This window comes from Bradyrhizobium sp. LB13.1 (assembly GCF_054056815.1).
On the sequence record NZ_JBSRYQ010000001.1, the window covers coordinates 4,544,880 to 4,568,283 of the forward strand.

19 protein-coding genes and 3 pseudogenes are annotated in these 23,404 nt (G+C 62.1%); 7 read left to right on the forward strand and 15 right to left on the reverse strand.

Annotated features, from left to right (window positions below; translation table 11 throughout):
• Positions 1-29 precede the first annotated feature (29 nt).
• A complete protein-coding gene (gene ppk2, locus ACVWYI_RS21625; RefSeq protein WP_456663147.1) occupies positions 30-830 on the forward strand; it encodes a polyphosphate kinase 2 in 801 nt (266 codons plus the stop codon).
• A 39-nt stretch (positions 831-869) separates the two neighbouring features.
• Here the strand turns inward: ppk2 and ACVWYI_RS21630 are convergent, their stop codons facing one another.
• From ACVWYI_RS21630 to ACVWYI_RS21650, 5 genes and pseudogenes are all read right to left on the reverse strand, one after another.
• On the reverse strand, positions 870-1,304 hold the full coding sequence (locus ACVWYI_RS21630; protein ID WP_247350937.1) for a hypothetical protein: 435 nt from the start codon (positions 1,302-1,304) through the stop codon (positions 870-872).
• 31 nt (positions 1,305-1,335) lie between these two features.
• Complete coding sequence (locus ACVWYI_RS21635) at positions 1,336-3,036, reverse strand: aspartate:alanine exchanger family transporter (protein ID WP_456663148.1); 1,701 nt, start codon at positions 3,034-3,036, stop codon at positions 1,336-1,338.
• Positions 3,037-3,047: 11 nt separating this feature from the next.
• Complete coding sequence (locus tag ACVWYI_RS21640; protein WP_456663149.1) at positions 3,048-5,801, reverse strand: decarboxylase; 2,754 nt, start codon at positions 5,799-5,801, stop codon at positions 3,048-3,050.
• Positions 5,802-5,934: 133 nt separating this feature from the next.
• Positions 5,935-7,636 (reverse strand): annotated as a pseudogene (locus ACVWYI_RS21645) (SulP family inorganic anion transporter).
• On the reverse strand, positions 7,633-8,313 hold the full coding sequence (locus tag ACVWYI_RS21650) for a YoaK family protein (RefSeq protein WP_247350930.1): 681 nt from the start codon (positions 8,311-8,313) through the stop codon (positions 7,633-7,635). The pseudogene ACVWYI_RS21645 and the gene ACVWYI_RS21650 overlap by 4 nt, the downstream one beginning before the upstream one ends.
• 134 nt (positions 8,314-8,447) lie before the next feature.
• Here ACVWYI_RS21650 and ACVWYI_RS21655 point away from each other — a divergent pair.
• The 3 genes and pseudogenes from ACVWYI_RS21655 (at position 8,448) to ACVWYI_RS21665 (ending at position 11,644) form a co-directional block, all read left to right on the forward strand.
• Positions 8,448-10,137 (forward strand): annotated as a pseudogene (locus ACVWYI_RS21655) (aspartate-alanine antiporter-like transporter).
• Positions 10,138-10,149: 12 nt separating this feature from the next.
• Positions 10,150-11,037, forward strand: coding sequence for an alpha/beta hydrolase family protein (locus tag ACVWYI_RS21660; protein WP_247350926.1), 888 nt, complete (start codon positions 10,150-10,152; stop codon positions 11,035-11,037).
• 22 nt (positions 11,038-11,059) lie between these two features.
• Positions 11,060-11,644: an invasion associated locus B family protein gene (locus tag ACVWYI_RS21665; RefSeq protein WP_354045530.1), complete on the forward strand. Its 585-nt coding sequence runs from the start codon at positions 11,060-11,062 to the stop codon at positions 11,642-11,644.
• A gap of 14 nt (positions 11,645-11,658) precedes the next feature.
• On the opposite strand, the gene ACVWYI_RS21670 is transcribed toward ACVWYI_RS21665, so the two are convergent.
• Positions 11,659-12,027, reverse strand: a complete 369-nt coding sequence (locus ACVWYI_RS21670; protein WP_247350923.1) for a response regulator transcription factor — start codon at positions 12,025-12,027, stop codon at positions 11,659-11,661.
• 187 nt (positions 12,028-12,214) lie between these two features.
• The gene (locus tag ACVWYI_RS21675; RefSeq protein WP_247350922.1) at positions 12,215-12,838 is read right to left on the reverse strand and encodes a response regulator transcription factor; all 624 of its coding nucleotides are present in this window, start codon (positions 12,836-12,838) and stop codon (positions 12,215-12,217) included.
• Between the two features lie 310 nt (positions 12,839-13,148).
• Here ACVWYI_RS21675 and ACVWYI_RS21680 point away from each other — a divergent pair, with 310 nt between their 5' ends.
• Entirely contained in the window at positions 13,149-13,832 is a 684-nt protein-coding gene (locus tag ACVWYI_RS21680; RefSeq protein WP_354045616.1) for a helix-turn-helix domain-containing protein, read from the forward strand.
• Between the two features lie 113 nt (positions 13,833-13,945).
• On the opposite strand, the pseudogene ACVWYI_RS21685 reads toward ACVWYI_RS21680, so the two are convergent.
• The 3 genes and pseudogenes from ACVWYI_RS21685 to ACVWYI_RS21695 all read right to left on the reverse strand — a co-directional run bounded on the left by ACVWYI_RS21685 (position 13,946) and on the right by ACVWYI_RS21695 (position 16,907).
• Positions 13,946-14,396: pseudogene (locus tag ACVWYI_RS21685) on the reverse strand (potassium channel family protein).
• Positions 14,397-14,430: 34 nt separating this feature from the next.
• Positions 14,431-15,624, reverse strand: a complete 1,194-nt coding sequence (locus ACVWYI_RS21690) for an acetate kinase (protein WP_456663150.1) — start codon at positions 15,622-15,624, stop codon at positions 14,431-14,433.
• 215 nt (positions 15,625-15,839) lie between these two features.
• The gene (locus ACVWYI_RS21695; protein WP_456663151.1) at positions 15,840-16,907 is read right to left on the reverse strand and encodes an AI-2E family transporter; all 1,068 of its coding nucleotides are present in this window, start codon (positions 16,905-16,907) and stop codon (positions 15,840-15,842) included.
• Between the two features lie 671 nt (positions 16,908-17,578).
• On the opposite strand from ACVWYI_RS21695, the gene ACVWYI_RS21700 reads away from it, so the two are divergent.
• Positions 17,579-17,833 (forward strand): hypothetical protein, encoded by a 255-nt coding sequence (locus ACVWYI_RS21700; protein WP_456663152.1) that lies wholly within the window; start codon positions 17,579-17,581, stop codon positions 17,831-17,833.
• A 799-nt stretch (positions 17,834-18,632) separates the two neighbouring features.
• On the forward strand, positions 18,633-18,764 hold the full coding sequence (locus ACVWYI_RS21705) for a hypothetical protein (protein ID WP_456663153.1): 132 nt from the start codon (positions 18,633-18,635) through the stop codon (positions 18,762-18,764).
• Positions 18,765-19,277: 513 nt separating this feature from the next.
• Here the strand turns inward: ACVWYI_RS21705 and ACVWYI_RS21710 are convergent.
• The 5 genes from ACVWYI_RS21710 to ACVWYI_RS21730 form a co-directional block, all read right to left on the reverse strand.
• Positions 19,278-19,490 carry a hypothetical protein gene (locus tag ACVWYI_RS21710; protein WP_456663154.1) on the reverse strand — a complete coding sequence of 71 codons (213 nt, stop codon included), beginning with the start codon at positions 19,488-19,490 and terminating at the stop codon, positions 19,278-19,280.
• Positions 19,491-19,698: 208 nt separating this feature from the next.
• The gene (locus ACVWYI_RS21715) at positions 19,699-20,169 is read right to left on the reverse strand and encodes a hypothetical protein (protein ID WP_456663155.1); all 471 of its coding nucleotides are present in this window, start codon (positions 20,167-20,169) and stop codon (positions 19,699-19,701) included.
• A 353-nt stretch (positions 20,170-20,522) separates the two neighbouring features.
• On the reverse strand, positions 20,523-21,014 hold the full coding sequence (locus ACVWYI_RS21720) for a hypothetical protein (RefSeq protein ID WP_456663156.1): 492 nt from the start codon (positions 21,012-21,014) through the stop codon (positions 20,523-20,525).
• 71 nt (positions 21,015-21,085) lie between these two features.
• A complete protein-coding gene (locus ACVWYI_RS21725) occupies positions 21,086-21,448 on the reverse strand; it encodes a hypothetical protein (RefSeq protein ID WP_456663157.1) in 363 nt (120 codons plus the stop codon).
• 1,233 nt (positions 21,449-22,681) lie between these two features.
• Entirely contained in the window at positions 22,682-23,353 is a 672-nt protein-coding gene (locus tag ACVWYI_RS21730; RefSeq protein ID WP_456663158.1) for a recombinase family protein, read from the reverse strand.
• Between the last annotated feature and the right edge of the window lie 51 nt (positions 23,354-23,404).

The following is a 23,404-nucleotide window of genomic DNA, read 5'->3' on the forward strand; positions in this document are numbered from 1 at the left end:
TTCGAACCCGAGGCAACGAAAGGACAGACATGGCCAAGGACGAGCCCGCGGAGCGGATGAAGCGCAAGGACTATGAAAAGCAGCTGGAGAAGCTTCAGATCGAGCTTTGCCAACTCCAGGACTTCGTGCGGGAAAAAAAGCTTCGGGTCATCGTCCTCTTTGAAGGCCGGGACGCCGCGGGCAAGGGCGGCACGATCAAGGCGATCACCGAAAAGGTCAGCCCGCGTGTGTTTCGAGTGGTGGCGTTGCCGGCGCCCTCGGATCGCGAAAAGACGCAGATCTTCTTCCAGCGCTACATGCAGCAGTTTCCCGCCGGCGGCGAGATCGTGATCTTCGACCGGAGCTGGTACAATCGCGCAGGGGTCGAATATGTGATGGGCTTCTGCACACCGGCCGACCACGATCGCTTTCTCACGCTCTGCCCCGAGCTGGAGAAATACATCGTCGACGGCGGAATCATCCTGATCAAGATCTGGCTCGAGGTCGGCATGGACGAGCAGGAGCGCCGCTTTCACGCCCGTATCGATGATCCGGTGCGGCAATGGAAGCTGAGCCCGATGGATCTGGAATCCTACGGACGCTGGTACGATTATTCGCGGGCGCGAGACCTCATGCTCAAGAAGACGAGCACGAAGGACGCGCCATGGTACATCATCCGCTCCGACGACAAGCGCCGGGCGCGGCTGAACTGCATCGCACATCTGTTGAAGGCGATCCCGCACAAGCGGATCAAGAAGGACAAAGTCAAGCTTCCTCCGCGCTCCGACAAGGGACGTTACAATGACCAAGCCGGCCTGCGTCGGATGAAGTTCGTCGAAGAGCGATATTGACCAATCGGGCCGCGCGGGAACGCGGCCCGATTGCCTATCCTACTTCAAACGGATCGTGACACCGCCGACGGCCGCCGACACCTCGGCGCCGATCTTCGGGCCGCTAAGCTGAAGAATCACGCCATTGCCGTTCTGCAACTGCACGGCACCTGCACCCGCCGCAACTGCTCCACCTGCTCCGCCCGCTGCATAAGAGCCCTCGATCGAGGCCGGCCCCCTCAGATTGAGAGCACGGCCGACGAACTTGGTAGTGGAAGCACCGATCGTAAGGCCCACGCTCATGCCGGACACGGTGAACGGATATTTCTTGCCGTGGAGCAAGAGGACGCCCTCCCCGCCGCCAACGCCAACAATGAACCCGCCTTTCGTGAAGACGACCGCAACCTGGCCGGTATCGGCGTGGGACGGCGTAACGAAACCGGCAGCGCCAATGGTCAAGGCCAACTGTACGGCAAGAACAACAGATTTTCTCATTACTTTCTTCCCCTCGGGTTATGGCGCCAAGCTATTGGGCAAGGATCATTGCGAAGTAACCGAACACGGTAAGCAGGATGCCCGACACGGCGTAGCCGACCGGGAATCCAATCCAGGGCACGGAGCTCTGGATTTCGACCGCCGCCTCGCGGCACGGGCCGGAATGGGACCGCGCGCCCGCAACGCCGCCCATCAGCACGGCCGGGTTGATCTTGAAGATGTGGAAGCCGATCGCCCAGACGATGAAGGGTGGGATCGTGCAGGCAATGAAGCCGGCGACGAATATCTTCAACGCAACCCCGCCCGTGAGCTGAGCCAGCAAGCCGGCGCCTGCATTGACACCGACGATCGCGACGAAGACGACCAAGCCGAGGTCCTCCAGCACGTTGCGCGCCGCATTCGGCGTGTTGCCGAAGAAGCGCAGCCGTGAGACGAGGGAAGAGACGATCACGCCGGACAGCAACAGACCGCCGGCATTGCCGAGGCCGATCTTGGCGCCGAAAGCCGGGAATTCGATCATGCCGATCAGGAAGCCGATGATCATGCCGGCGGCGAGCGTCAAGAGATCGGTCGAGGTGTTGGTCCGCGCAATGCGTCCCCACATCTCACCAAGCTCGTTGACGGCAGACTTGAGACCGACCACCGAGATGATGTCCATCCGCTCGATCTTGGTCTTGAGACCGGCCGGGATCTGAACCCCGCCGCGCTCGACCTTGGTGACCTGCAACTGGCCGGCGATCGCCGTCTCGCGGAAGGATTCGAAGGTCCGTCCGACGATGTCCTTGTTGGTCACAAGGATGTCCGCCTGGTCCATGGGAATGCCGAGTGCCTTAACATCCGCAACCTCGGGCCCGATCAAGCCCATCTTGTCGGTGAGATGCTCGGTCGAGCCCCCGAGTGCGATGACGTCACCCTCTTGCAGAACGAAGTCAGGATCGGCGCCCTGCGGTTCGCCACGGCGCGCCACGTTGACGATGCGGTACTCCGGGTTGATCGTACGGAATTTTCCAATGCTCATGCCTATCTGGGCTGGATTTTCCAGCCGAAAGGCGCGGAGACCGAATTGGCGATAGCCGGTCAGTCCGCCGCCCTCGAGATCCTTGACACCAAATTCCTGCTCGTACTGCTTGGCCGCCGCCTTGGCGTCAACGCCCCACCAGCGCGGCAGATATTTGCAGATCAGGATGATGCCGACGGTCCCCCAGATATAGGTGATGCCGTAGGACAGCGCGATCATGCCCGAGGCATCCTCGGGCTTCATGCCCTGGGGAAGCTTGACGACGCCCGAGGTCACCGCCTGTTCGGCCGAACCGATTGCGGCGGACATCGTCTGCGATCCCGCCAGCATGCCGCCGGCCGCGCCGACTGGAAGCTCAAAGAGCTTGGCGAAGATGACGACAAGCGCCAAGCCAAGCACGCTCGATATCAGGGCCAGAACGCAGAACTTGAGGCCGTCGCCCTTGAGGCTGTTGATGAAGGAAGGCCCCACGCGCAGCCCGACGCCGTACATGAAGAGGTAGTAGAATAGGCTCTTGGCGAACGTGTTCAGCTCAAGCTTCACACCGTAGGTGGATGCCCAGACCGACAGGGCCGCGCCCACCACGATGGCGCCGGCGACCATGCCGAGGCCGTAGCCTTTGATGCTCGCCCGTCCAATCCAGACCGCGAGCCCGACGACGAAGAACAGCAGCAGAAACGGGTTGTGCTGCAGAAATTCAAAGAAAGCTTGCATGTTCGTTCCCCTTAGGACGCCGCCTTCAGCTTCGGTGTGGCGCCGGGCTTGGGCCGGCCGATTTTCGCAAGAGCTTCGATGCGCACCAGCTTCAGGCCCTCCTTGGCGTCGTAGCCGTGGATTTCCTTCACATCGAGCTTGCGCATGAAGTCGATGGTTTCCTGGGTAATGACCTGGCCCGGCACCATGATCGGGAAGCCCGGCGGATACGGGATCACGAAACTGGCGGAGACGAGATCCGGGCCGGCCTTCAGGCGGCGGTCGATCTCCGCGTCGCTAAGCCGGATATATTCGCAACCCGCCGCGTCATATGCAGAGTAGAATCCGCTGCGGATATCGCCTTCGTTGGTCTTGGTGCCGGCATCGCCGCGGAAACTGTCGTGGAAATGCGAGAAGTTCGGCAGGTCGGGCACATCAGTCATCAGGCTCTTGACCCGCGCCTCGAAGGTCTTCTTCGCATTGGCGCCACCCTGCACAAGTCCGCGGTCGACCTCGCCCGCGATCTCGGCCAGGACCCTCACCAGATGTGCGACGTCGCTACGGGTGTTGTTGATGTTGGACTGGAACAACACCGAGTTCCGCGAGGTCTTGTTGATCTGGATGTTGTAGTCGTTGGCGAGAATGCCCTTGAACTGCGTGCCGTCGTAACCGGCCGTGCCGCACACCAGGGTCATGCGGGTCGGATCGAGACAGAACTCGTCGTCGTCCAGGCTCTTCAGAACGCTGGCCCAATTGGCGCCGGCCGCGAGATAGTCGGTGAAGCCGCTCTGCCGGTACTGCGCGGGCACCATGGCGTCCGCGCCCAGGATACGGAAATATTTCGAGATCAGCGGATTGTTGTTGACGGCCTGGCGGATGGCGAGCGCGATCTCTATCGCATTGGCCACTAGACCATATCCCTCGAGCTCCATCTGGCGCCGTGAAACATCGAGGCTCGCGATGATCTGCTGGTTCGGGCTGGTGGATGCGTGGGTGAAGACAGCTTCCTTGAACTGCTGCTCGACCGTGTGGAAGTCGACGTCCTTGACCGAGAGCATCGAGCCCTGCCGGATTGCCGACATCGACTTGTGGGTCGAATTGGTCTGATACACCCGCAAGCGGATCTGCCGCGGATCGGGGATTAGCCGGGTCTTGAGCAGCACCTCGTCGGAAGGAGTTTTGCCGAGTTCGGCCTGCTGCTTCTCGTAGGCCGCGACCGATTTCGGATCTTGCATCCAGGCTTCGATATCGTTGGCGGCCCCCATTGCGGTGCGCTTTCGCAGATAAGGCGAGAAGCGCGCAAAACCGAACCAGGCCTCGTCCCAGAGGAAGATCAGGTCAGGCTTGATCGCGAGGCATTCCTCCATCACCCGGCGGGTGTTGTAGATGTGGCCGTCGAAGGTGCAATTTGTCAGGTCCAGCATCTTTACGCGGTCGAGCCGGCCGTCAGCCTTGGCGCTCAAAAGCGCCTGCTTGACCGTCTTCAGCGGTACGGCGCCGTACATCGAATATTCCGTCATCGGAAACGCTTCGACATAGATCGGCTGGGCGCCAGCCAGCACCATTCCGTAATGGTGCGACTTGTGGCAGTTGCGATCGACGATCGCGATGTCACCCGGCCCGAGCAGCGCCTGCACGGCCATCTTGTTCGAGGTCGAGGTGCCGTTGGTCACGAAGAACACGCGGTCCGCACCAAGCGCACGCGCCGCCTTGTCCTGCGCCCTCTTGATGGTGCCGGTCGGCTCCAGCAGACTGTCGAGGCCGCCGGTGGTCGCGCTGCTTTCGGCCAGGAACAAGTTCAGGCCGTAGAATTCGCCCATGTCGCGGATCCAATCGGACTTAAAAACCGATTTGCCGCGCGCGATCGGCAGCGCATGGAAGGTCCCGATCGGACGCTGCGCATACTTCTTGAGATTGTCGAAGAACGGCGTGTCGTAGCGGTCCTGCACCCCTTCTAGGATGGAGAGATGAAGCTCGAGCAGATCCTCGATGGAATAGAAGATGCGCCGAGCGACGTTTGCTTGCGGATTTCCAGCCATCTCCTCGACGTTGCGGTTGGACATGAGATAGAGGTCGAGTTCGGGACGGACCCGATTGATGATATGGGCAAGCCGGAGCGCCGAGGCGTCGGACTCGTCATGCAATCCGGCCGAGGCCGTCAGCGTGCGTAGCACCGGCGCGTCGTGTCGCGAGCGCAACGCAAAGCCTTCGTTGATGACGACGGCTGCGAGATTGGGGTTCAGCATCGCGGCGCAGAAGGCGTCCTCGAGGCTGCCGACAATAACCGGCTCATAGATGAACTGATCGACCGGACGTCGCAGCTTGCGCCATTCGCTGGCGAGCCCTTCCCATTTGCTCGACGAGAGGCCCGTGACGATCAGGGTTTCGAAATAGGGACGACGCGCGGTGTGCTGCCCGAACATCTGCGGCACCAGGTCGGACGCCTCGCCATTGCCCTCGTCACTCACACTCCAGTCACCGGCATGCTGGCGAAAAGACCTCGTCATCAGCGCCTGCGTCAGCCGCGTGGCGAGAGCGAGCGATGTGGCCGCATCGCCAGTCGCGGCCGTTTCCCGCAGGGCAGCCATCAGTTGCAGGCCCGGATAGCCGTGAAACGCTTCCGTCACCGAGACATCGGCCAGCGCGGCATCATATTTCGCACGATCTCCGCCGCGGGCCCACACCTTTGCCGCTTCCACCAGATCACGCCAATCATCCGCTCGCCCGCCGGGGCCGGAAAGGAACTGATCGATGCGCTTCTGCGCGGGCTTGGCGTCCTTGGACATGTTTCTCTCCGATCCCCTGAGGCGAACCTGATGCGGATCGTGGGTGCGGCACCGGTCGCTCTATTGATCCAAGTCAACGGTCGGGCTCATTCTGATCGACGAAGCCGCGCTGTTTTGCCTCGCGATGCGATCGTCAGGACGTTCGTTGCGTTGTATTGGCCTGATCGTCGCCCAAGACGCTGTCGAGCGACCGCAACCAATGGCCGCTGTCCGTCTTCTCCGCCAGCCCTTCGGCAAGCAAGAGGTCGCGCAATTGTGCGTGCGCGCCGACGATGCAGAAGGCAATCTGCCGGGAGGTGAGCTCGTTATGGAGGTCGTGCAGCATCCGCGCGCCGGCGAGATCCATGTATGGCGACGCGGACAGGTCACAGACCACCAGCCGCATATCCGGTGCTGTGCGTAGCGCCATCAGGACGGTATCTAGGATCGTCTCGGCGTTGATATAGAGCAATGAGGCTTCCGGGCGAAACGCGATGACGCCGACCAGCGGCTCGACGTCGACGTGCCTCGCACGGTCCGAATATCGCCCGCCAGGCAAACGGCCGAGGAACGCCACGTTCGGCCGGGAGGCTCGGGCCAGCAGCAGGACGATTGATGCGATCGACGCAAGCAGGACCCCCTGCAGGATGCCGAGCAGCAACACCGATACCAACGCGATTGCGGCGGCGTAGAAATCGATCCGGCTGACCTGCCACATCCGCAACAGCTTCCGGACATCCACCAGCCTGTACACGGCGGCAAACACGATGGCTGCCAGCACCGCCTTGGGTAGGTTGGTCAGCAGCGCCGTGAAGTACAAGAGGCACAGCCCGAGCGTCATCGAACAGATCACCAGGGCCAATTGCGTCCGCGCGCCGGCGCTGTCGTTGACCGCCGATTGCGACAAGCCGCCCGCGACGGGATAGCCATGGCCGAATGAGGCGGCAAGGTTCGCGGTGCCGAGCCCCAGAAACTCCTGCCGCACGTCGAGGGGATAACCGTGCTTGGCGGCGAAGCCGCGGGCCGCCGAGACACCTTCTATGTAGGCCAGCAGCACACATCCGGCGGCGAGCGGAAAAAGGTCGTCGAATTGCAAAAGCCCGAATGTCGGCCATCCCAAGGCCGGCAAACCCTCCGGTATCTTCCCGGTCACGGGCACACCCATGGTCGGTAAGCCAAGGAACGTTGCCAACATGATGGCCAGCGCGACGACGGTAATGCCGACCGGCTTGCCCGGCAGAAGGCGTTACGCCGACCAGCAGCAACAGCAATGCGACCGTGCCGATCGCCAGCACCAACGGGTCGATCTGGCCGAGTTGCCCTGTCAGCTCGATGGCCCGGTCGAAGAAATTGTGGCCGCCGCCGGCGACACCAAGCAGGCTCGGCAACTGGCTCATGATGATGGTGAGTCCCGCTCCTGCCTTGAACCCGACCAGGATGCTGTCGCTGACGAGGCGCACGAGCACGCTGAGCTTGAACAGCCAGGCGATGAAGCACAGCACCGCTACGGCGAAGGCCGCGAGACTTGCGATCTGCGCATAACGCGCCGCATCACCGCCGGCGAGCGCCCCGACGGTCGAAGCGATCATCAGGGAGATGGCCGAGGTCGGGCCGATCGCAAGCTGTCGCGACGATCCCAGCAAGGCATAGCCGATACCGCCGAGCATGTAGCCATAGACACCAATTTGCGGTGGCAGACCGGCCAGCGCCGCATAGGCGAGCGAAACCGGGATAGCGTAGGCGGCGAGCGTGACGCCCGCGACGGCGTCGGAGGGGAGCCATTCACGCCGATAGGCCGCAAGCCAGCCAGCCGGCGGAAAGAAACGCTTCCATTTGGACTCGGACGGCGTACTCATCGCGCCGCCTCCTGATGCGGCACCTCGCAACGCAGCAAGACGATCAGGAGCGCCACCACGGGAATGCCGAGCGCGAGATCGGGAATGCCTTTGGTGGCGAAGGCCCCGACCGCCGCACCGAAGCCGAACACCGCACATAAAGCGAAAAAGATGCCCGAAAGGCGCAGCGTTCCGCCCTGCGCGCCTCCGGATGCGACTGCAAAGATATTTTCGATAGCTTGGCGCATATTGCCGGTGATCATCACCGTGCTGCAGACAACACCCTCGACCCTGGTGAAAACCGCCGCCTGCATGGCGGCAACGAGCGAAATGCCGAGCGTGCCGGCGAGATCCGGCAAGCGGTTGTGCAAAATGCCGATCGTGATCAGCAGCAGGATCTCGATCAACGTGCTGATCGCACTGGCCCGATCGCCGGCAGCGCGGCGGAGCCATGCAGCGACGACAATGCCGGCCGCAAAGGCGAGGATCGGAGGCACGAAGTGAAGTGCCTTGACCCAATTTCCGGCAGTCGCATAGACCCAGAGAAAGATCAGGTTGGCGGTCTGGGCATTCGCCATCACGCCGTGGATGATCCAGGTATAAGCGTCGATATAGCCGCCGGCGAAGGCGAGCAGCAAAGCGATCACGACCGTTTCATCGGGACGCACCGCCTCCGTGACAACCTCCAGAGTGCTCATGAGGACGACGAGGGCTGCCGCGAGTTCTGCATGCCGTCATTGGCGGCGCCTTATCGGCGGCAAGGCTTGATTTGGATCAAGCCATCGCTGCCGGGCGCAAATCAAATCGGCGCAAAGCGGCGGGGAAGTCGACCATGGATACCGTCAGGTGGATCATCACCACCGCACCGGAAATCTTCTTGCTGCTGGCCATAGCGATCGGCACGCTGCTCGGTCGGATCAAGATTCGCGGCTTCGCGATCGGAACCACTGCCTGCATCCTGATCGTCGCCGTCCTGATCGGACAGCTCGGCACCTTCGCATTTCCGCCACTGCTGCGGGTGATCCTATTCAGCCTGTTCGTGTTCACGATCGGCTACCGATCCGGACCGGAGTTCTTTGCCTCGCTCAGCATGCGCACGCTGGCGCAGGTCGCCATGGCGCTCGTGCTCGGCGGCACCGGACTCGTCATCGTGCTGGCGTTTGCCTTCATCTTCAGGCTGGATCCCGGCACCGCGTCCGGCATCGCCGCCGGTGCGCTGACGCAATCCTCCGTGATCGGCACCGCGTCGGGCGCGCTGGCGCAACTGGGCCTGCCGAGCGACGCCTTGAAGCAGCAGGAAGCCAACATTGCAGCCGGATACGCCGTGACTTACGTGCTCGGCTACATCCTGACCCTGCTGTTCGTCCCATTCATGGCTCCGAAATTGATGAGGATCGACCTGAAGGCCGAAGGCGAAGAAGCTGGAGGCGGAGCTCTCGGGTGATGCCGCGCCACAGACCGAGAACCTCGCCTACCGGAAATTTCAGGGGCGCGCCTATCTGGTCTCAACCGCAGCGGGCCGCTCCGTCAGGTCGATCGAGGAGGACATCGGCAGCCGCGCTGTCGTCGAGCGCATCGTTCGCCAGGGGATCGATGTCGAACCCGATCTGGATACCTTGCTTGAGGCGGGCGACAACGTCATCGTCGCCGGGCGCACTGCAGCCATGGTTGCCGCCAGGGCAGTCATCGGCACCGAGATCGACGCCGATGAGATCCTCAAAGCGATTCCCGGCAACGTGATCGAGCTGCTGGTCGACAATCGCCAGCTCCACGGCCGCTCCATCAAGGACGTGGCCGAACGCGTCGGCGGCGATGCGCGTGGCGTGTTCCTGCGCGCGTTGACGCGGATGGGCCGCGAAGTGCCGCTGAGCCCTGATACGCGGGTCTATATCGGCGATGTCATGACCCTGGTCGGCAGCACCCGCCACATCGAGCGGGCCGCTGCGAATGTCGGCCAGATCCTTCGCGCCGGAGACCGCACCGATATCGCGTTCTTGGCCGCCGGCATCGCGGCCGGCCTGCTCGCCGGCCTTGTCAGCTTCAAGGTCGGCGGCGTCGCGCTGACGCTCGGCGGCGGCGGTGGCGCGTTGATCGCGGGCCTGGCCTGCGGCTGGCTCCGCTCGCGCCGGCCGACCATTGGCGCGCTACCGCCCCCCGCACAGCAGACGCTGAGCGATCTCGGTCTCGGCGGATTTATCGCGGCAATCGGGCTCGGCAACGGCGCCGCAGCCTGGGCCGCGATCCAGGCACATGGAATGCTGCTGGTCGGCATGGGTCTCGTCATCACGCTGGTGCCGCTGATCGTCGCGACGCTGTTTGCCCATTACGTGCTGCGCATGAACCCGGTCATCACCTGCGGCGCGCTGGCTGGTGCCATGACGGTCGACGCCGCCGTGACCGGTGCCTGCGACGCCGCCGAGAGCCAGACGCCGGTGCTCGGGGTCGCCGTACCTTACGCCGTCGGTAACGTCGTGCTGACGGTGCTCGGCCCGATCATCGTGGCCGCCACGTATGTTGGTTGACGGGAGATGCCGATGCGATCCGCTGATCTGTTTCGATGGCTGGCCGCAATTCTCGTCACCATCGGTGTCGCCGGGCCGGCACGTTCAGCAGACACGACCGACGCCGTAAGCATCCAGGAGGAGATCTGGGCGCTGCCCCTGCCGCTGCCGATGTTCGCCTATCTGGTGCGCCCGGTCGGCGACGGCCCCTTCCCGCTTGTCATCATGAACCATGGCGTCTCGCTCAACCCGACCGATCGCAGCTTCTTTCCGCTGGTTGAATTCCGCGACGCCGCCAAATGGTTCGCAAAGCGCGGCTATCTCGTGGTCGCGCCAGTCGGCAGCGGCTATGGCGCAGCCGCGATCGACATTCCCGAGCGCGCGCTCTACGGCCCGTTTTTCTCAAAGGTCGGCAAATGCACGAACGCCAACTTCCACGATGCGGGCCTGGCGGTCGCGCAGGTCGATCTCTGGATCATCGACTACATGGCAGCCGAGAAGCGCATCATCCCGAAGGATGTCATCGTGGTCGGTCAATCCGCGGGGGGCTGGGCCTCGATCGCGCTATCGAGCGCAAACCCGCCTCAGGTGAAAGCCATCATCACGTTTGCCGCGGGCCGCGGCGGTCGCGTCGGCGGCAAGCCCAACAACAATTGCGCCCCCGACAAGCTGGTCGAGGCGACCGCGGATTTCGGCCGGACCTCGCGCGTCCCGATGCTGTGGATCTATATCGAGAACGACACTTTCTTCGGCCCCGATCTGTCGAAACGCATGCATGCAGCGTTTACCGCTGCTGGTGGCCAGGCCGAGTATCACCTGATGCCCCCGTTCGGCAACGAGGGTCACTTCTTCATCGGCTCGCCGGACGCAATCCCGCTCTGGTCGCCGCTAGTAGCGAAATTCCTCGATGCGCGGAAATAGGGCTCAGCTTTGGAGGCACAACATGTCTGGTCGCCATCATTGTTTCGCAGGAGTTCTGGTCGTCTTGATCGCAGCGACCGCAACATTCCCCGCCCGCGCAGCATCGAAGGCGGCGCAAGCCGGCAGGCCGGCAGAAGTCGCAACGCGTGGACAGCGCGAGGCCAAGGACATCACCTACGGCGATTGGCAAAAGCTCTGCTTCAAGGCCGGCGGTGCACCGACGCTCTGCCGGACCTCAATCACCGGCAAATTCCCGACCGGTCAGATCGCCGTGCGCGTGGACCTGATCGAACGTGAAGGCACCGCGACGAAACGGCTGCAAGTGTTCGTGCCCGTCGGCATGTACCTGCAACAGCCGGCCAAGCTGACCGTCGATCAGGGCGCACCTTTCCGCGTCCCCTATAGCTGGTGCGTCACCAACGCGTGCATTGCGGCCGACGTCGTGGCTCACGACATCGTCAAGGATATGGAATCGGGCAAGACGCTGGCGCTCGAGGTCGTCGATTCCAGCCTGCTGGCGCTGACGACCATGGTGCCGCTGGCGCAGTTCGCGTCGGTCCACAAGGGCGCACCGGTCAAGACGCTCGAGCAATATGTCGACGAATGAAATTCTTTGCACTGCTACGCGGCACACGCACGCGTCACTGACTCGATGAGAGACTGCGCCGAAAACGGCTTGGTCAAGTAGGCGACACAGCCCGAAGTCATTGCAGCAGCGCGGCTCGCCGCACTGTCATTGCCGGTGATAAAGATCACAGGCGCGGTGACACCTCTCTCGGTGAGTTTCCGGCGCAAATCGATGCCGGACTGTCCGTCGAGATTGATGTCGAGCACGATGCAGACCGCCCTATCCAAGCCGCCATAGTCGAGCAAGGCGCTCGCGGATGCGAACTGACTCGCAATGAAGCCATGCTCACGCAGCAATCTGTATATGCTCGTCCGAATGGACGGGTCGTCGTCGACGACGAGAATGGACCGGCGTGTCGGCAAGTGACAATCTTTCGCGTCGGGCGCCACAAATGGCAGCTTGCACCCGCATTTTTTAACGCGCGTTCTGCCTCCCGGCTTTGAAGGCAGAACGCCACATCCGCTGCGCGCCAATAACAGCACCGCATCGATGACTTTTTCTATTGTCCCTTGGGGCAGTCACATTGCGGGAACCGTAGCGACAAATTAGTCAATCGCCATCCGCATCGAGCATTCCCAGCCGCTCCGCGATCGAAACGAGTTCCGCAAACGAACGAACCTGCATCTTTTCCATGACCTGGTGACGATGCGCTTTCACGGTGCGCTCGGTCGTTCCAAGCTCATGGGCAATCTGCTTGTTGATCCGTCCTCGCACCATGAGATCAAACACCTGCCGCTCGCGGTGCGTCAGCGTAGCAAGGAGCGTACGAAGCGAATTGAGCCTGCCGCGTTGCGCGCGGCCGGCGTGCTGACGCGCCAGCGCGCGCTCGATCGCGTCGATCAACTGCTCCGAGCAAATCGGCTTGGTCAGAAAATCCTCCGCACCAGCCTTGATCGCCCGCACCGTGGTCGGTGTGTCGGCGTGCCCGGTCAGGAATATGATCGGCAGCGCCGAGCCTTGCTCGATCAGGCGGCCTTGGAGATCCGGGCCGCTCAGCCCGGGTATGCATACGTCGAGCAAAATGCATCCCGCCTGCTCGTCGTCCGGCCCGGCGTGCAGCAAGTCCTCCGCCGAGGCATACGTCGCCACGTCATAGCCGGCGAGCTTCAGCCGGCGCGCGACCGCCGTTCGAAACGACTCGTCATCGTCAACTACGTGAACGAGACCTGGCAAGCGTCACCTCTCGTGAGAAGCCACCGAGATCAAATGAACGTTCGTCACTCGCGAATCTTGTCTTCAAATAGTTCGAAAATGAAAACATCCGCTGCGTCTGCAGATGTATTCCGGCAATTGTCGTGACTTCTCATTTTGCGCAGGAAAAGCTCCTGATGTCCCTTGGTACAATGAACCTTATGGCAATGGATTGAAATACCGCCATGATCGTAAATCAACTTGGGCGGGAGCGGAATAGCGCGGCGCATTCCCTACTAGGAAATCGCATCGTCCGACGGACCAATCTGGCGATGAGCTAAGGAGTTGGCCTATGTTCGTTCGCACCACGACGGATTCCGCGCTGCGTCCCAATTCACTCCGTGACATCGGAATGACCAGCCATTCCAACGCGCTCATCAGTTTAACTGACTTTTTTTACAGAAAAGGCACCGAAATCTACGGCGAGAGAGAACCCGCCGAATATGTCTACCAGGTCAAATCTGGTGCAGTGCGAAGCTATAAGCTGCTGACGGACGGCCGCAGGCAGATCGGGGCCTTTCACCTCGCCGGCGACATCTTCGGTCTGGAAAACGGCATCGAGCACCGCTTCACGACGGAAGCGATAGTCGATACCACGGTGCGGCTGGTCAAGCGGCAAAGCCTCGAAATGGTTGCCGAAAGCGATGCAATGGTCGCCAAAAACCTGCTCAGCATGACCACGATCAACCTCCAGCACGCGGAGGATCACATGCTCCTGCTGGGACGCAAGACCTCGCTGGAACGGGTGGCGGCGTTCCTGCTCGAAATGGACAAGCGCTTGACGGCATCCGGCATCATGGCGTTGCCGATGTCGCGGCGCGATATCGCCGACTATCTAGGCCTGACACTGGAAACAGTATCCCGCGCCCTGTCGCGGCTGCATGAACTCGGCGTTCTCGGCTTCGTCGGCAATACCCAGCGCCAGATCGTGCTCTTGGACCGCCATCAGCTCGCAGACCTCGATCTGCAGTCCTAGGGCAAAGAGCAGGAACGCTGACAGTTTGGTCACCACGCTGGCGCCCTCTTCCTCAGACAGGCGCAGCCATCGCGCTCCATTTTGAGCGGCGTGGCAGATCGTCGCGGTTGCGGTCAGGACCGCTTGAAGCCCGGCGCTTCTGTCACGCCGAGATGCTCGAGTGTCTTGCGCAAGACCTCGAACAGGATGGCGGCCGACCAGCCGAACAACAGCACGCCGTTCATGGCGGTCAGCGGGCCGATGAGCCGCCATTCACGCACCGGCGTGATGTCGCCGTAGCCGAGTGTGGTGTAGTTGACGAAAGCAAAATAGAGCAGATCGCTGCCGGGCGCCGCGGCCTGGACGATGCCATACGTCCAGGCCCACACCAGGATTTCCAGCGTGTGCGCGACCGTCAACACCGCGGCCGTCGCAAATCATTACGCCCATCAGGTGCAATCTTGGTCTCACGGTTGTCCGAAGGCCGGCCCCGCGAGCAATCGAGACGGCGACGACGGTCACCAGCGCATGAATTCCGATGTTGGTCATGCCGACCAGTGCGCCGACGAGAAGCTGAAGCAGCATGAGGAACCAACCAGTTTTTCAGCGGGGGGCCTGCTCAGTGTGGCGACGGCCCATTCAACAAAAGCGCCAACGTATGCCGCGCGATCGTCAATTCGTCATCGGACGGGAGCACATAGAGCGGAATGCGGCCATCATCGCGCGAGATCAGCCGTGCGTGCTGAGCGTTGGCGGTCGCATCCAGTGTCGCACCGAGCCAGCTCAGCCTTTCGGCGATGGACGCGCGGATGGCGGCCGAGCCTTCACCGATCTCGCCGGTGAAGACGAATGCGTCGAGTCCCTCCAGCGCGGCCGCAAGCAGACCGGCATCGAGGCCGGCCTGGTAGGCCAGACGCTCGACGGCATGTCTGACTTGAGGAGAGCGGGCCCCCTCCAGCTCAAATGCGACCTCCCCTGCACCAGCGGGGCCGCTGAGCCCGTAGCTGAGCCGGGAAGCGTCCTGTAGCGCCTCGGTCGGCATGCCATTCTCCGACCTGAGGAACTGGGCGATATCGGGATCGATCTCGCTGGCGAAATCATCGGCCGGCAGCGGACCAAAGGCATAGCGTGCGGGGATGCACTCGACACTGCGCCCGTCCAGGAGCGCGCACATCGAGCTGCTGTCGCCGAGGCGCGCAACGATCACGCGGCGTTTTGCGATTCCGGGCGCCACGAGCGACAGGGTTCGCGCAACTGACTCGTAGGATAGACCGTGCAATCCGGAAGGTCTTATGGTGCCTGCGTGATGCTGATACGGGCTGACGCTGCCCTCACTCGCAGCCGCGCGGCTGAGGTGAAATGCAGTGTCGAAGCAGGCGACCTGCGGTAGCGCTGGATGATCTGCCCGGATCGCGCGGATCGGCGCGAGATTATGCAGCTGATGCAGCGGCGCCGAGGCTACCAGCTGTTCTAGCCGGACCATCACGGCGTCATCGATCAAGACCGGTCGAGCGTGCTCGGGCCCGCCCTGAACGATGCGATGGCCCACCGCCAACGGGCTGACTCCCAACTCATTGCGCAGCCATGCGTCGATGGCCGCGAATGCCGCCGCGACGTCACCGACATCCTCGTTGCGGTAAGCGCGATGCGCCAACGAATCTCCGTTCATCCGGCTCGCCTTGAGGCGGGGACAGCCTCCTACTCCATCGAGCCTTCCGTTGATTTGCCCTTCCAGCCTCCCGTCGCCTTGCACGGAGAAGAGCCGAAAGCTCACGCCCGCTGCGTTAGCATTGATAGCGAGGATCGTGTCCATGGCTGTCAGTCACCAGCCATCAGGACCCGGCCGCCAACCGGGGACCCGAGTGCGCAGCCATCCTGCGCCGCCTGATTAGCCATCGACATCGACATGCCCGAGGTCATACCTCACCTCCACACACTCAAGACGCGCTGGAAGTCCAGCGATTGACTTATGTCAATGGTACGACACTGTCCGTGCCGCGCAGGCATTCAGGGCTTGCCTATCCCCTCTCAAGCCGCGGCGCGATCGGTCCGAACCCAGGCCGCCGCCAGCTCCCATGCGACCGACAGGATGATCGGCCCGATGAAGAGACCGATGATCCCATGCGCGAGCGTTCCGCCGATCACCCCGATCAAAATCACGAGCGTCGGCGTGGTCAGGCCGCGACCCATGACGAGCGGCTTCAGGACGTTGTCGAGCAGGCCGACGGCGACGAGATACGCGGTGAGCAGCAACGCCGTGGTGACGTCCTTGTCCATCCAGATCCAAATGACTACGGGGAAGAGGACGAGGAACGCCCCGATCTGCACGATCGACAACAGCAGAACGATGATGGCAAGCAATCCGGCAGCCGGGATGCCTGCGAATTTGAAGCCGATGCCGGCCAGCAGGGCTTGCACGATTGCGACGCCGATCACGCCCTGCGACACTGCACGGATGGTTGCGCCGGCGAGCTCCACAAAGTGCTCGCTCTGCTCCGGCACGATGCGGAACAGGAAGCCGCGAGCCGCGGCGACGAGCTGCGGCCCCCACGGAAGGAGGAAGCCGGTGACGAACACCGACACAAGAAACTGCAGCGTGCCTAGGCCGGCATCGCCCGCGAACGAGAGCATCATCCCAGCAATCGGCTTGAGATACGGCGCCAACTCGCGCAGCATGGCCCGAATGTTCGTGTACGCCAGGTTCCAGAGGTCGTAGAGCTGCGGGCCGATCACCGGCCAGCTCTTGATCTGCTCGGGAGCGGACTGAAGCTCGATCTCGCCGGTGCCGATCTGGCCCGCGAGATCCCTGATCCCTTCGACTGCGCTCAAGCCCAGCCAGGCCGCAGGACCGATGATGATGCCGAGCGCGACCAGGGTAAGCATGGCCGCGGCCAAGCGAGGACGGCCGCCGAGGCGCTTGGCGAGCCAGCTGAAGGCCGGATAGAACGCCACCGCAAGTACGCCGCTCCAGGTCAGGATCGGCACGAACGGCCGGATGATCAGGAACGACCAGAAGATTAGCAGCGCCAGCAATCCGAGCCGGATCACGAGCTGGATGATGCCATCGGCGGGCAGGAGCTGACGAAGTGTCTTCAAGGACCGCACCGATCTGGAGGAGAGACGCTCTCAACGAGTCATGCGGCCCCCCTGATTGGCAGCTTTGATTCAAATCAAGCTTGCTTGGGCCAATACATGCGGCCGCCGAGATTGCGCTGCTGGCAAGCGCGGAGGCGATCGAGGTGCGCGAGTTCGTCGACCGCTGTTGCGTTCGTTCAATGCCCCTAGCCCGCCGACTTTGAGCTTGGGGCTTTTTCTCGCTAGCTCGCGCTGCACAGTCGATCACGTTCTAACCGCCGTCTCTCGTGCGTGCTAAGCGGCGAGGCGTCGTCTTCTGATGAAGATCATCGAGGCTTTCCGTCGCGAACTGCTCTACGGCGGCCCGCGTCATTTCTTTGGCCTCGGCGGGCACAAATCGCCTTGGGCAGCCCGACGGCGAGGCTGGAGTTGCAGCTAGAGCAGCCCTCTGCTCAATTCGCGAACCGTCTCAATGGCGGTATTCTAAAGCCGCCAATTCTCGGTTGAGGCGCTGCGCACCGACGATGCGCGAATGCCGCAGCAGCGATCTCTACACGCTAGCCCGGGCGGCCCATGAGGCCACCATTCGATCCGAGGCCGATCTGATTGCCCTGCTTGATCAACCGCGAGCAGCGCCGAAGCACAAGCCGGCGACGCCGGCCTTAATTCCAGCCGCCTGAAAGGCAAAAGCCATGGTCTCGACCTTCACGGCCAAAATCAATCTCGAAGAGCCGGCCCGCGGCGACTACGTCGGTACTTGGGACACGCCCGTCAACAGCAACATGACCGTTGTCGACCTCGTTGCCGGCGGCCAGACGTCGATCACGCTGAAAAACTCGCCGGTCGTTCTCGCGAGCGCGCAATACCAGTGTTCGGTGATCACCTTCGCCTCGACATTGACGGGCAGCGTCTCGATCACCTTCCCGACTTCGTTCAAGAAGCCGTAGTCGGTGCAGCACGCCTGCATCGGATCCAGCAACTTCACGATCACGTTGCAGACGACTGCGACAGGCGGGCGGGTCGTCTGCCTGCCGCCCGGTGAAATCGTAGATGTCATCAACGACGGCACTAAACTCGCCTTCCGCAATCTCGGGCGCATCGGTTCTTACATGGATTATGGCGGCTCCTCGATGCCGTCATGGGTCACCGGCTGCACACTTCAGCCATATGTGAACGCAGATGGCAGCGCGATTTCCTCGGCGAGCTACCTACTGTTGTTCGCTATGTTCAGCGGCACGCTGCCCCGATCTACGCGGCCGTCTCCGGCTGACGGCGGACCAGGGCGCGGGGCGCGTCTCCTCGGCGGTCGCAGGCTTTGCGCCGAACACAGTCGGCGCGGGAGGCGGCAGCCAAAGTGTGACGATCGATTCGTCAAACCTGCCGGCGCACAACCATCCGGTCAATGATCCGAGCCATAACCATAGCTTCAACAACAATCCGGTCATTACGGGCCAGTAAACGGCCACGCCGGGCGGCGGCGGCGCCACATCGGCGCCGACGAATGCTCAGACCTCGACCATCAACAGCGCCCTGACCGGCCTCACGGTCAGCAACTCGACCTATGCGAACGGTGCGTTCGCCATCATGCCCCCGGTCGCGGTCGGCGGTCTCACACTGATCAGGGCGGACTAAACGATCGCGAACGACAACGAAGGTTACGCCCCGTAGCCGGAGGGCGCTCGGACCGTTGAGGTCGCCGAGATCAGCCACGTCGCCTATATGCCGGACAAGCGGCAGGCGGTCATCATGTTTGAGAGCACGCTCGGTCAGAAGGTCGCGCTCGTCGCCGACATGAACGCGCTGAACGCTGCCTTGCTCCAGCTCCAGACCGATCCGTTGCAGACGCAGATCGGCGTGGTTGATGGCGAGAAGGACTAAGATCGCAGGCGGGTGACCTGGCTTGCGATCTCCCTTAGCTGGACCAAGGCAGGGGTCAGGCCGTAGGCGAACAAGCCGCATTCGGTCTTAGCGTAGGCCTTGGCGAGCATCTTCCGATCGAGCGCGATCTCCTGTGGGTGAAAGTAGCTGGAGACGGCAGTTCTTGGCTCTAAACGACGCGGCCAAGGTTTTCCATCGATAATTATCGGTGCGAGAATTGCGTTTCGCCGACCTCGTTTCCCCCTCGCGAAGTCGTGAAGCCGACTTCGGTGATCGTCAAAGCGAACGCGCTGAGGTTCGTCACCCCTGATGGAAAACATGGGTGCGCCACCACCATTGGTCGGGTGCGCAAACATGGGCCTTACGATCAAGCGGACGCGACGTTGATTGATCGTGTTCCACATGTTCAGCAAACCTAGGCGGCCCCGACGAACGCCGCGGCGATCGTGACGATGTCTTTCCATGGCAGGGCTTGGAGCATGGCACTGGCAGCGAGTCGAAACAGCTACGGCGCTAATGCGGCGGCAAGAGACACGGATCATTCGGCACGCCCCACCAAGCAAACTCGACGCTGTCGCATGGCTCCTTGGGGAATGCCGCGATAGCGGTTGCAGCGTCCTTGCTTTCGATCATTGCAGCGAAGAAAACGATCGGCTTGCCGAGCATGAACTGACGGGTGATCTTGACCACGGGGAACATGAGCTGACTCCCGAGCTTGAGGGGCATGCATCCCGCCTGAGTCGGAGTGTCGCGGAAACCAAGGGATGCCATGCCTAGGGCATGTCCACTGTTGTCTCGCGATCCCCAGACTTAGGAACACGCTTGGAGCGGCCATTGCACCAGCGCTGTCAGGGAGCGCCGGGGCGGATTGCGGTAGCCGGCGCCGCGCTTACGATCTGGCGAGCATTTTGATCGCGGTCCCACTGATGGGACCTCAGGTCTCCTTCCGTGGTGCCGAGGCCGCGCGTACAAGTTCTGCTTGTCTGGTCATGCGCCTTTCAAGCTCCTCCAGAGCCGCCTTATTCGCCTTCTGGAGAGTGTCGTGATAATCGTAGACTATGTCTGCTGCCTGAAGGCCATAAGCTTTTCGCAGCTCCCGCGCGATCTCCCATGCTTCCATACCGCGTGCCGAGACGTGCGTATCCAGCGTGTTTTCGAGAGCATCCATTGTGAACTCGATACACGAGTCAATCGCGTTCTGACTCGCGAGGACCTTGTTGCGAAAGTTCAAGCATCTGGCCAGCAGCCCCCGGTTCATCGCGCGCCAAGCCTCGGTGTCGTCCGGCAGTTCCGGTGGAGTCGGCAGATGGGTTCTCCAAGCTGGGTACTGTTCGTCCGGTAGCTCAATCGCATTCACATTGTCGAAGTAAAAGCGACAGCAGTCGGAGCCATATGCTTCCAGCATCACGGCAACCCTCAGGGCGAGATACGCGGCCTTGTCCTGCTTCTGCGTCCGCTCTCGGTAAAGCGTGATCGCGCCCTGTACCCCCTGCCGTGCCGATGCCCGCGCCAAAAGCGGCGTGCAATATCGCGCCCCAGTCCCAACCGAGTGGATTTGCCAATTGCTGTATGTCCATGCTCTCGTCCCACTAAGCTGGGATTGATGATGCCATCTTCGCCAACCGCTGGCATACACGAACTGACGGTATCCCCAGAGAAGCCCGCCCATGAGCCCGCCGCTAGCGGGGGCTAGTCGCCCCGCGCGGAAGGGCGCGAACGCACGGGCGAAGCTGCGGCACGATCTGGGGCGGCATCGGCTTAAGGCCGCTTCCATTGCTCAAGAATGGTCTTGAGAGACTCGTGCTCCGCTTTGTTGACGACCTCGCACCGCTGCCAAGCCACAGGCTCGATCAACCTGATGATTGCCTGTTCAACACAATCTCGGAGATCGTTGGCGTCCATTGCGTCCAGTTCCCAACAGTCGCGCGCATAATCGGCGACGAACCACTTGTAGCGCGGGTCTTTCTTTTTATCGGCCGCCGGAAACGACGGCAGCCCCGCCAGTTGACCGGCAGTCAGGGCAATGCGCGCAAGCTTGATATGATCGCCGTCGTACTTCGCTAAACGTGCGGGAAGGTCCTGCTCGGACATGTACATCCCGCTCGGGTCGAAGTCCCCAACGTAGAGCACGATCAGATCACGCCCAGCATCCTCGGCACTGTCATGGACCGACGTGGCGCTGCTGAACCCATGCACCGGATTGAAGCCGACAGCATATTGATCAAGGATAGCGGCGAGCACGCCGCGCACGGTGCCCTTCTCGGACCAGACCTGAACCCGATGGGGCTGCTGGTCCCAGAAGTCCCGGCGATAGGATCGAGCTACACAGCGAGCGTACGCGGCGGGTCGGACCAGGTTGCCACACGCTCGATGGCGCGTGTCTCGTCAACAATCCACTCCCACGGAATGATGCCCTGTTCACGGGCCTCCCTTAGCTGGCGATAGACGCGCTGCATTTCCTTTCTCGCCATCGACGGGATCAGACCTGCGGTGAAGGGCTTGTATCCGATGCCGCGACCTGTAATCGGCTTGACGGCCTGGGCTGCGGCATGCATCGCATCGATCAGATCGCGGGACCACTGCGCCATGCCGCGACCCTTTCTGGAACGGGGTTCAGAATAGTCGTCGTTCACGGGGATATCGGGGGCTTGAAATGCCGGCGTGCCGGCGATGTCCGAGATCATGGCCGCCGCAAGGTGTCGGTCAAGCCGTCGAGGCCCTCAAGAATGTAGAGTACGACACAGGATTGTAGAGAACGACGGCGGCCACGACATCGCGGCGAGGCTCAGGAGGAGCGCGGCCGGTAGGGGGCACGTCCCAGCACGCAGAGGACGCGGACGCACAGGCGAAGCTGCGGCGCGATCTGACGGGGCATCGATCGGCGAGCGGACAGAGACCTAAGGCATCTACCAGAAGAGATAGCGTGCTCGCTAGCTCACATGAACTTGTCGGCATAGAACTCGGCGGCTCGCTTCACGATCCAATACTTTTCAAGCCAGCGAAGAAAGAACAATCGCTCAACCGTTTTCAGTGTCGCGTAACGATCAGGATCGATGATCTTGTTCAGAGTTTGCTTGTCTTGGCCAATGACCCGCCCCCCTCGGCGGCGCTAATGTCCCATTTTGAGCGGATGGCTGCAACGGGCGAGGCCGTAGGAGGCCCAGACCGGCAACGCGGTGAATTGCAGGGTCGAGGCTGCCTCGCGATGTGGCGGGCATCCGGGGCATCCGGAGGGTCAGGTATAATTCCGATCACCCAGTAGTGAATTTCCATCGCCTCGCGGAAGTTATCGACGGCGGAGATGATCTCGACATTACCCACGGCGTAAGGGCCTTCGTCGCTCGACCGATGCATGACAAATCCTCGCCGACCGCGACAGTAATACATGCCGCTCTCATCCCAAATCTTGCACCACTGGCGGAACGTCAGCTCAAAGCCGATGCCGCGTCTCTTCGCATTGCGGCGCTGTTGACGAAACTTGCGCAATCGCGGGGATACGGCGTCCCATGGCATTGCCCTTTCTGTTTCACGATAGGTCGGGATAAGCGCGAGAAGGTTCAGGCGTCGCGGCCAGTGCGCTTGGCAAGCTCCGCCGAGCTGGCCCAAGCTCTGCCATGGCCGCGCAAAGCGCTAGAAACTGGCGGTTTTAGGCCGGCGCAAAGGGTGCTGAAACCGCAGGGTTTGTGTGAGCGCGTCGAGCGAGAGACATTCAGGTCGGTGACGATCCGAGTATCCGGAATTTTTTCCAAGAAGATATGGACGGGTCCCATGTGGACGGAGTCCATGTACTTTGACGGGGACGGGGGAACCTGAATTTCGACAGAGGCGTCGCCGTGGAAGTGGTCTGGGGGTGGCCGGGTCCCACGGGCCTTTGGCGACAACGATCTCGGCCGGCGAGATCGATCTCGCGGCGGCGATCAGGCGCGATCGAGCATGCGCTTGATGCTCTTCGCGTCCATCAACGGCAGGCCGAACTCGGAAGCCCAGACTTGCGCGATCTCCCGATAGCTCTTGTCTTCGGCGCGCAATGCCTTCGCGCGGGTCAGCGCGGCTTGCTCGTTCTCCTTCGGCACGAGGTGCCTGGCCTTGCCCTCGCCCTCGACAGTGAAGCCGAAGGGCACCTTGCCGCCGTTGTAAAGGAGTTGCGAGGCCCGATAACGCTTAGCCTCTCGGACGCGCTCGCGGATGCCATCGCGCACGCTCTCGGCCACGGCAGACAGGATGGTGAAGACGAGCTTGCTGATACCGTTGCCGGTGACGTCGCCGCCGAGATCGATCATGTGCAGGCCGATCTTGTCATCCTTCAATTGCTCCAGCGTGCCCAGCGCGTCAGCGGCGGATCGGAACGCGCGGTCGAGCTTCGCGGTGATGATGACGTCGCCAGACTGAGCGGCGGCCAGCAGGCGCTGGCCTTCGGGCCTGTCAGCGAGCGGCACCGAGCCGGACACGCCGGCCTCGACGAAGAACGCCGCAACGGACCAACCTTTCATCATCGCGTAGCCGGTGATCTGTTGCTGCTGGCTTTCGAGCGACATGCCGCTGTTGGCCTGTTCTGCGGTGCTGACCCTGCAATATCCGTAGACCTTCATGACATCATGTGGCGTTGCTTTAGTAATGCCACATGATAGGCAATGCCACAG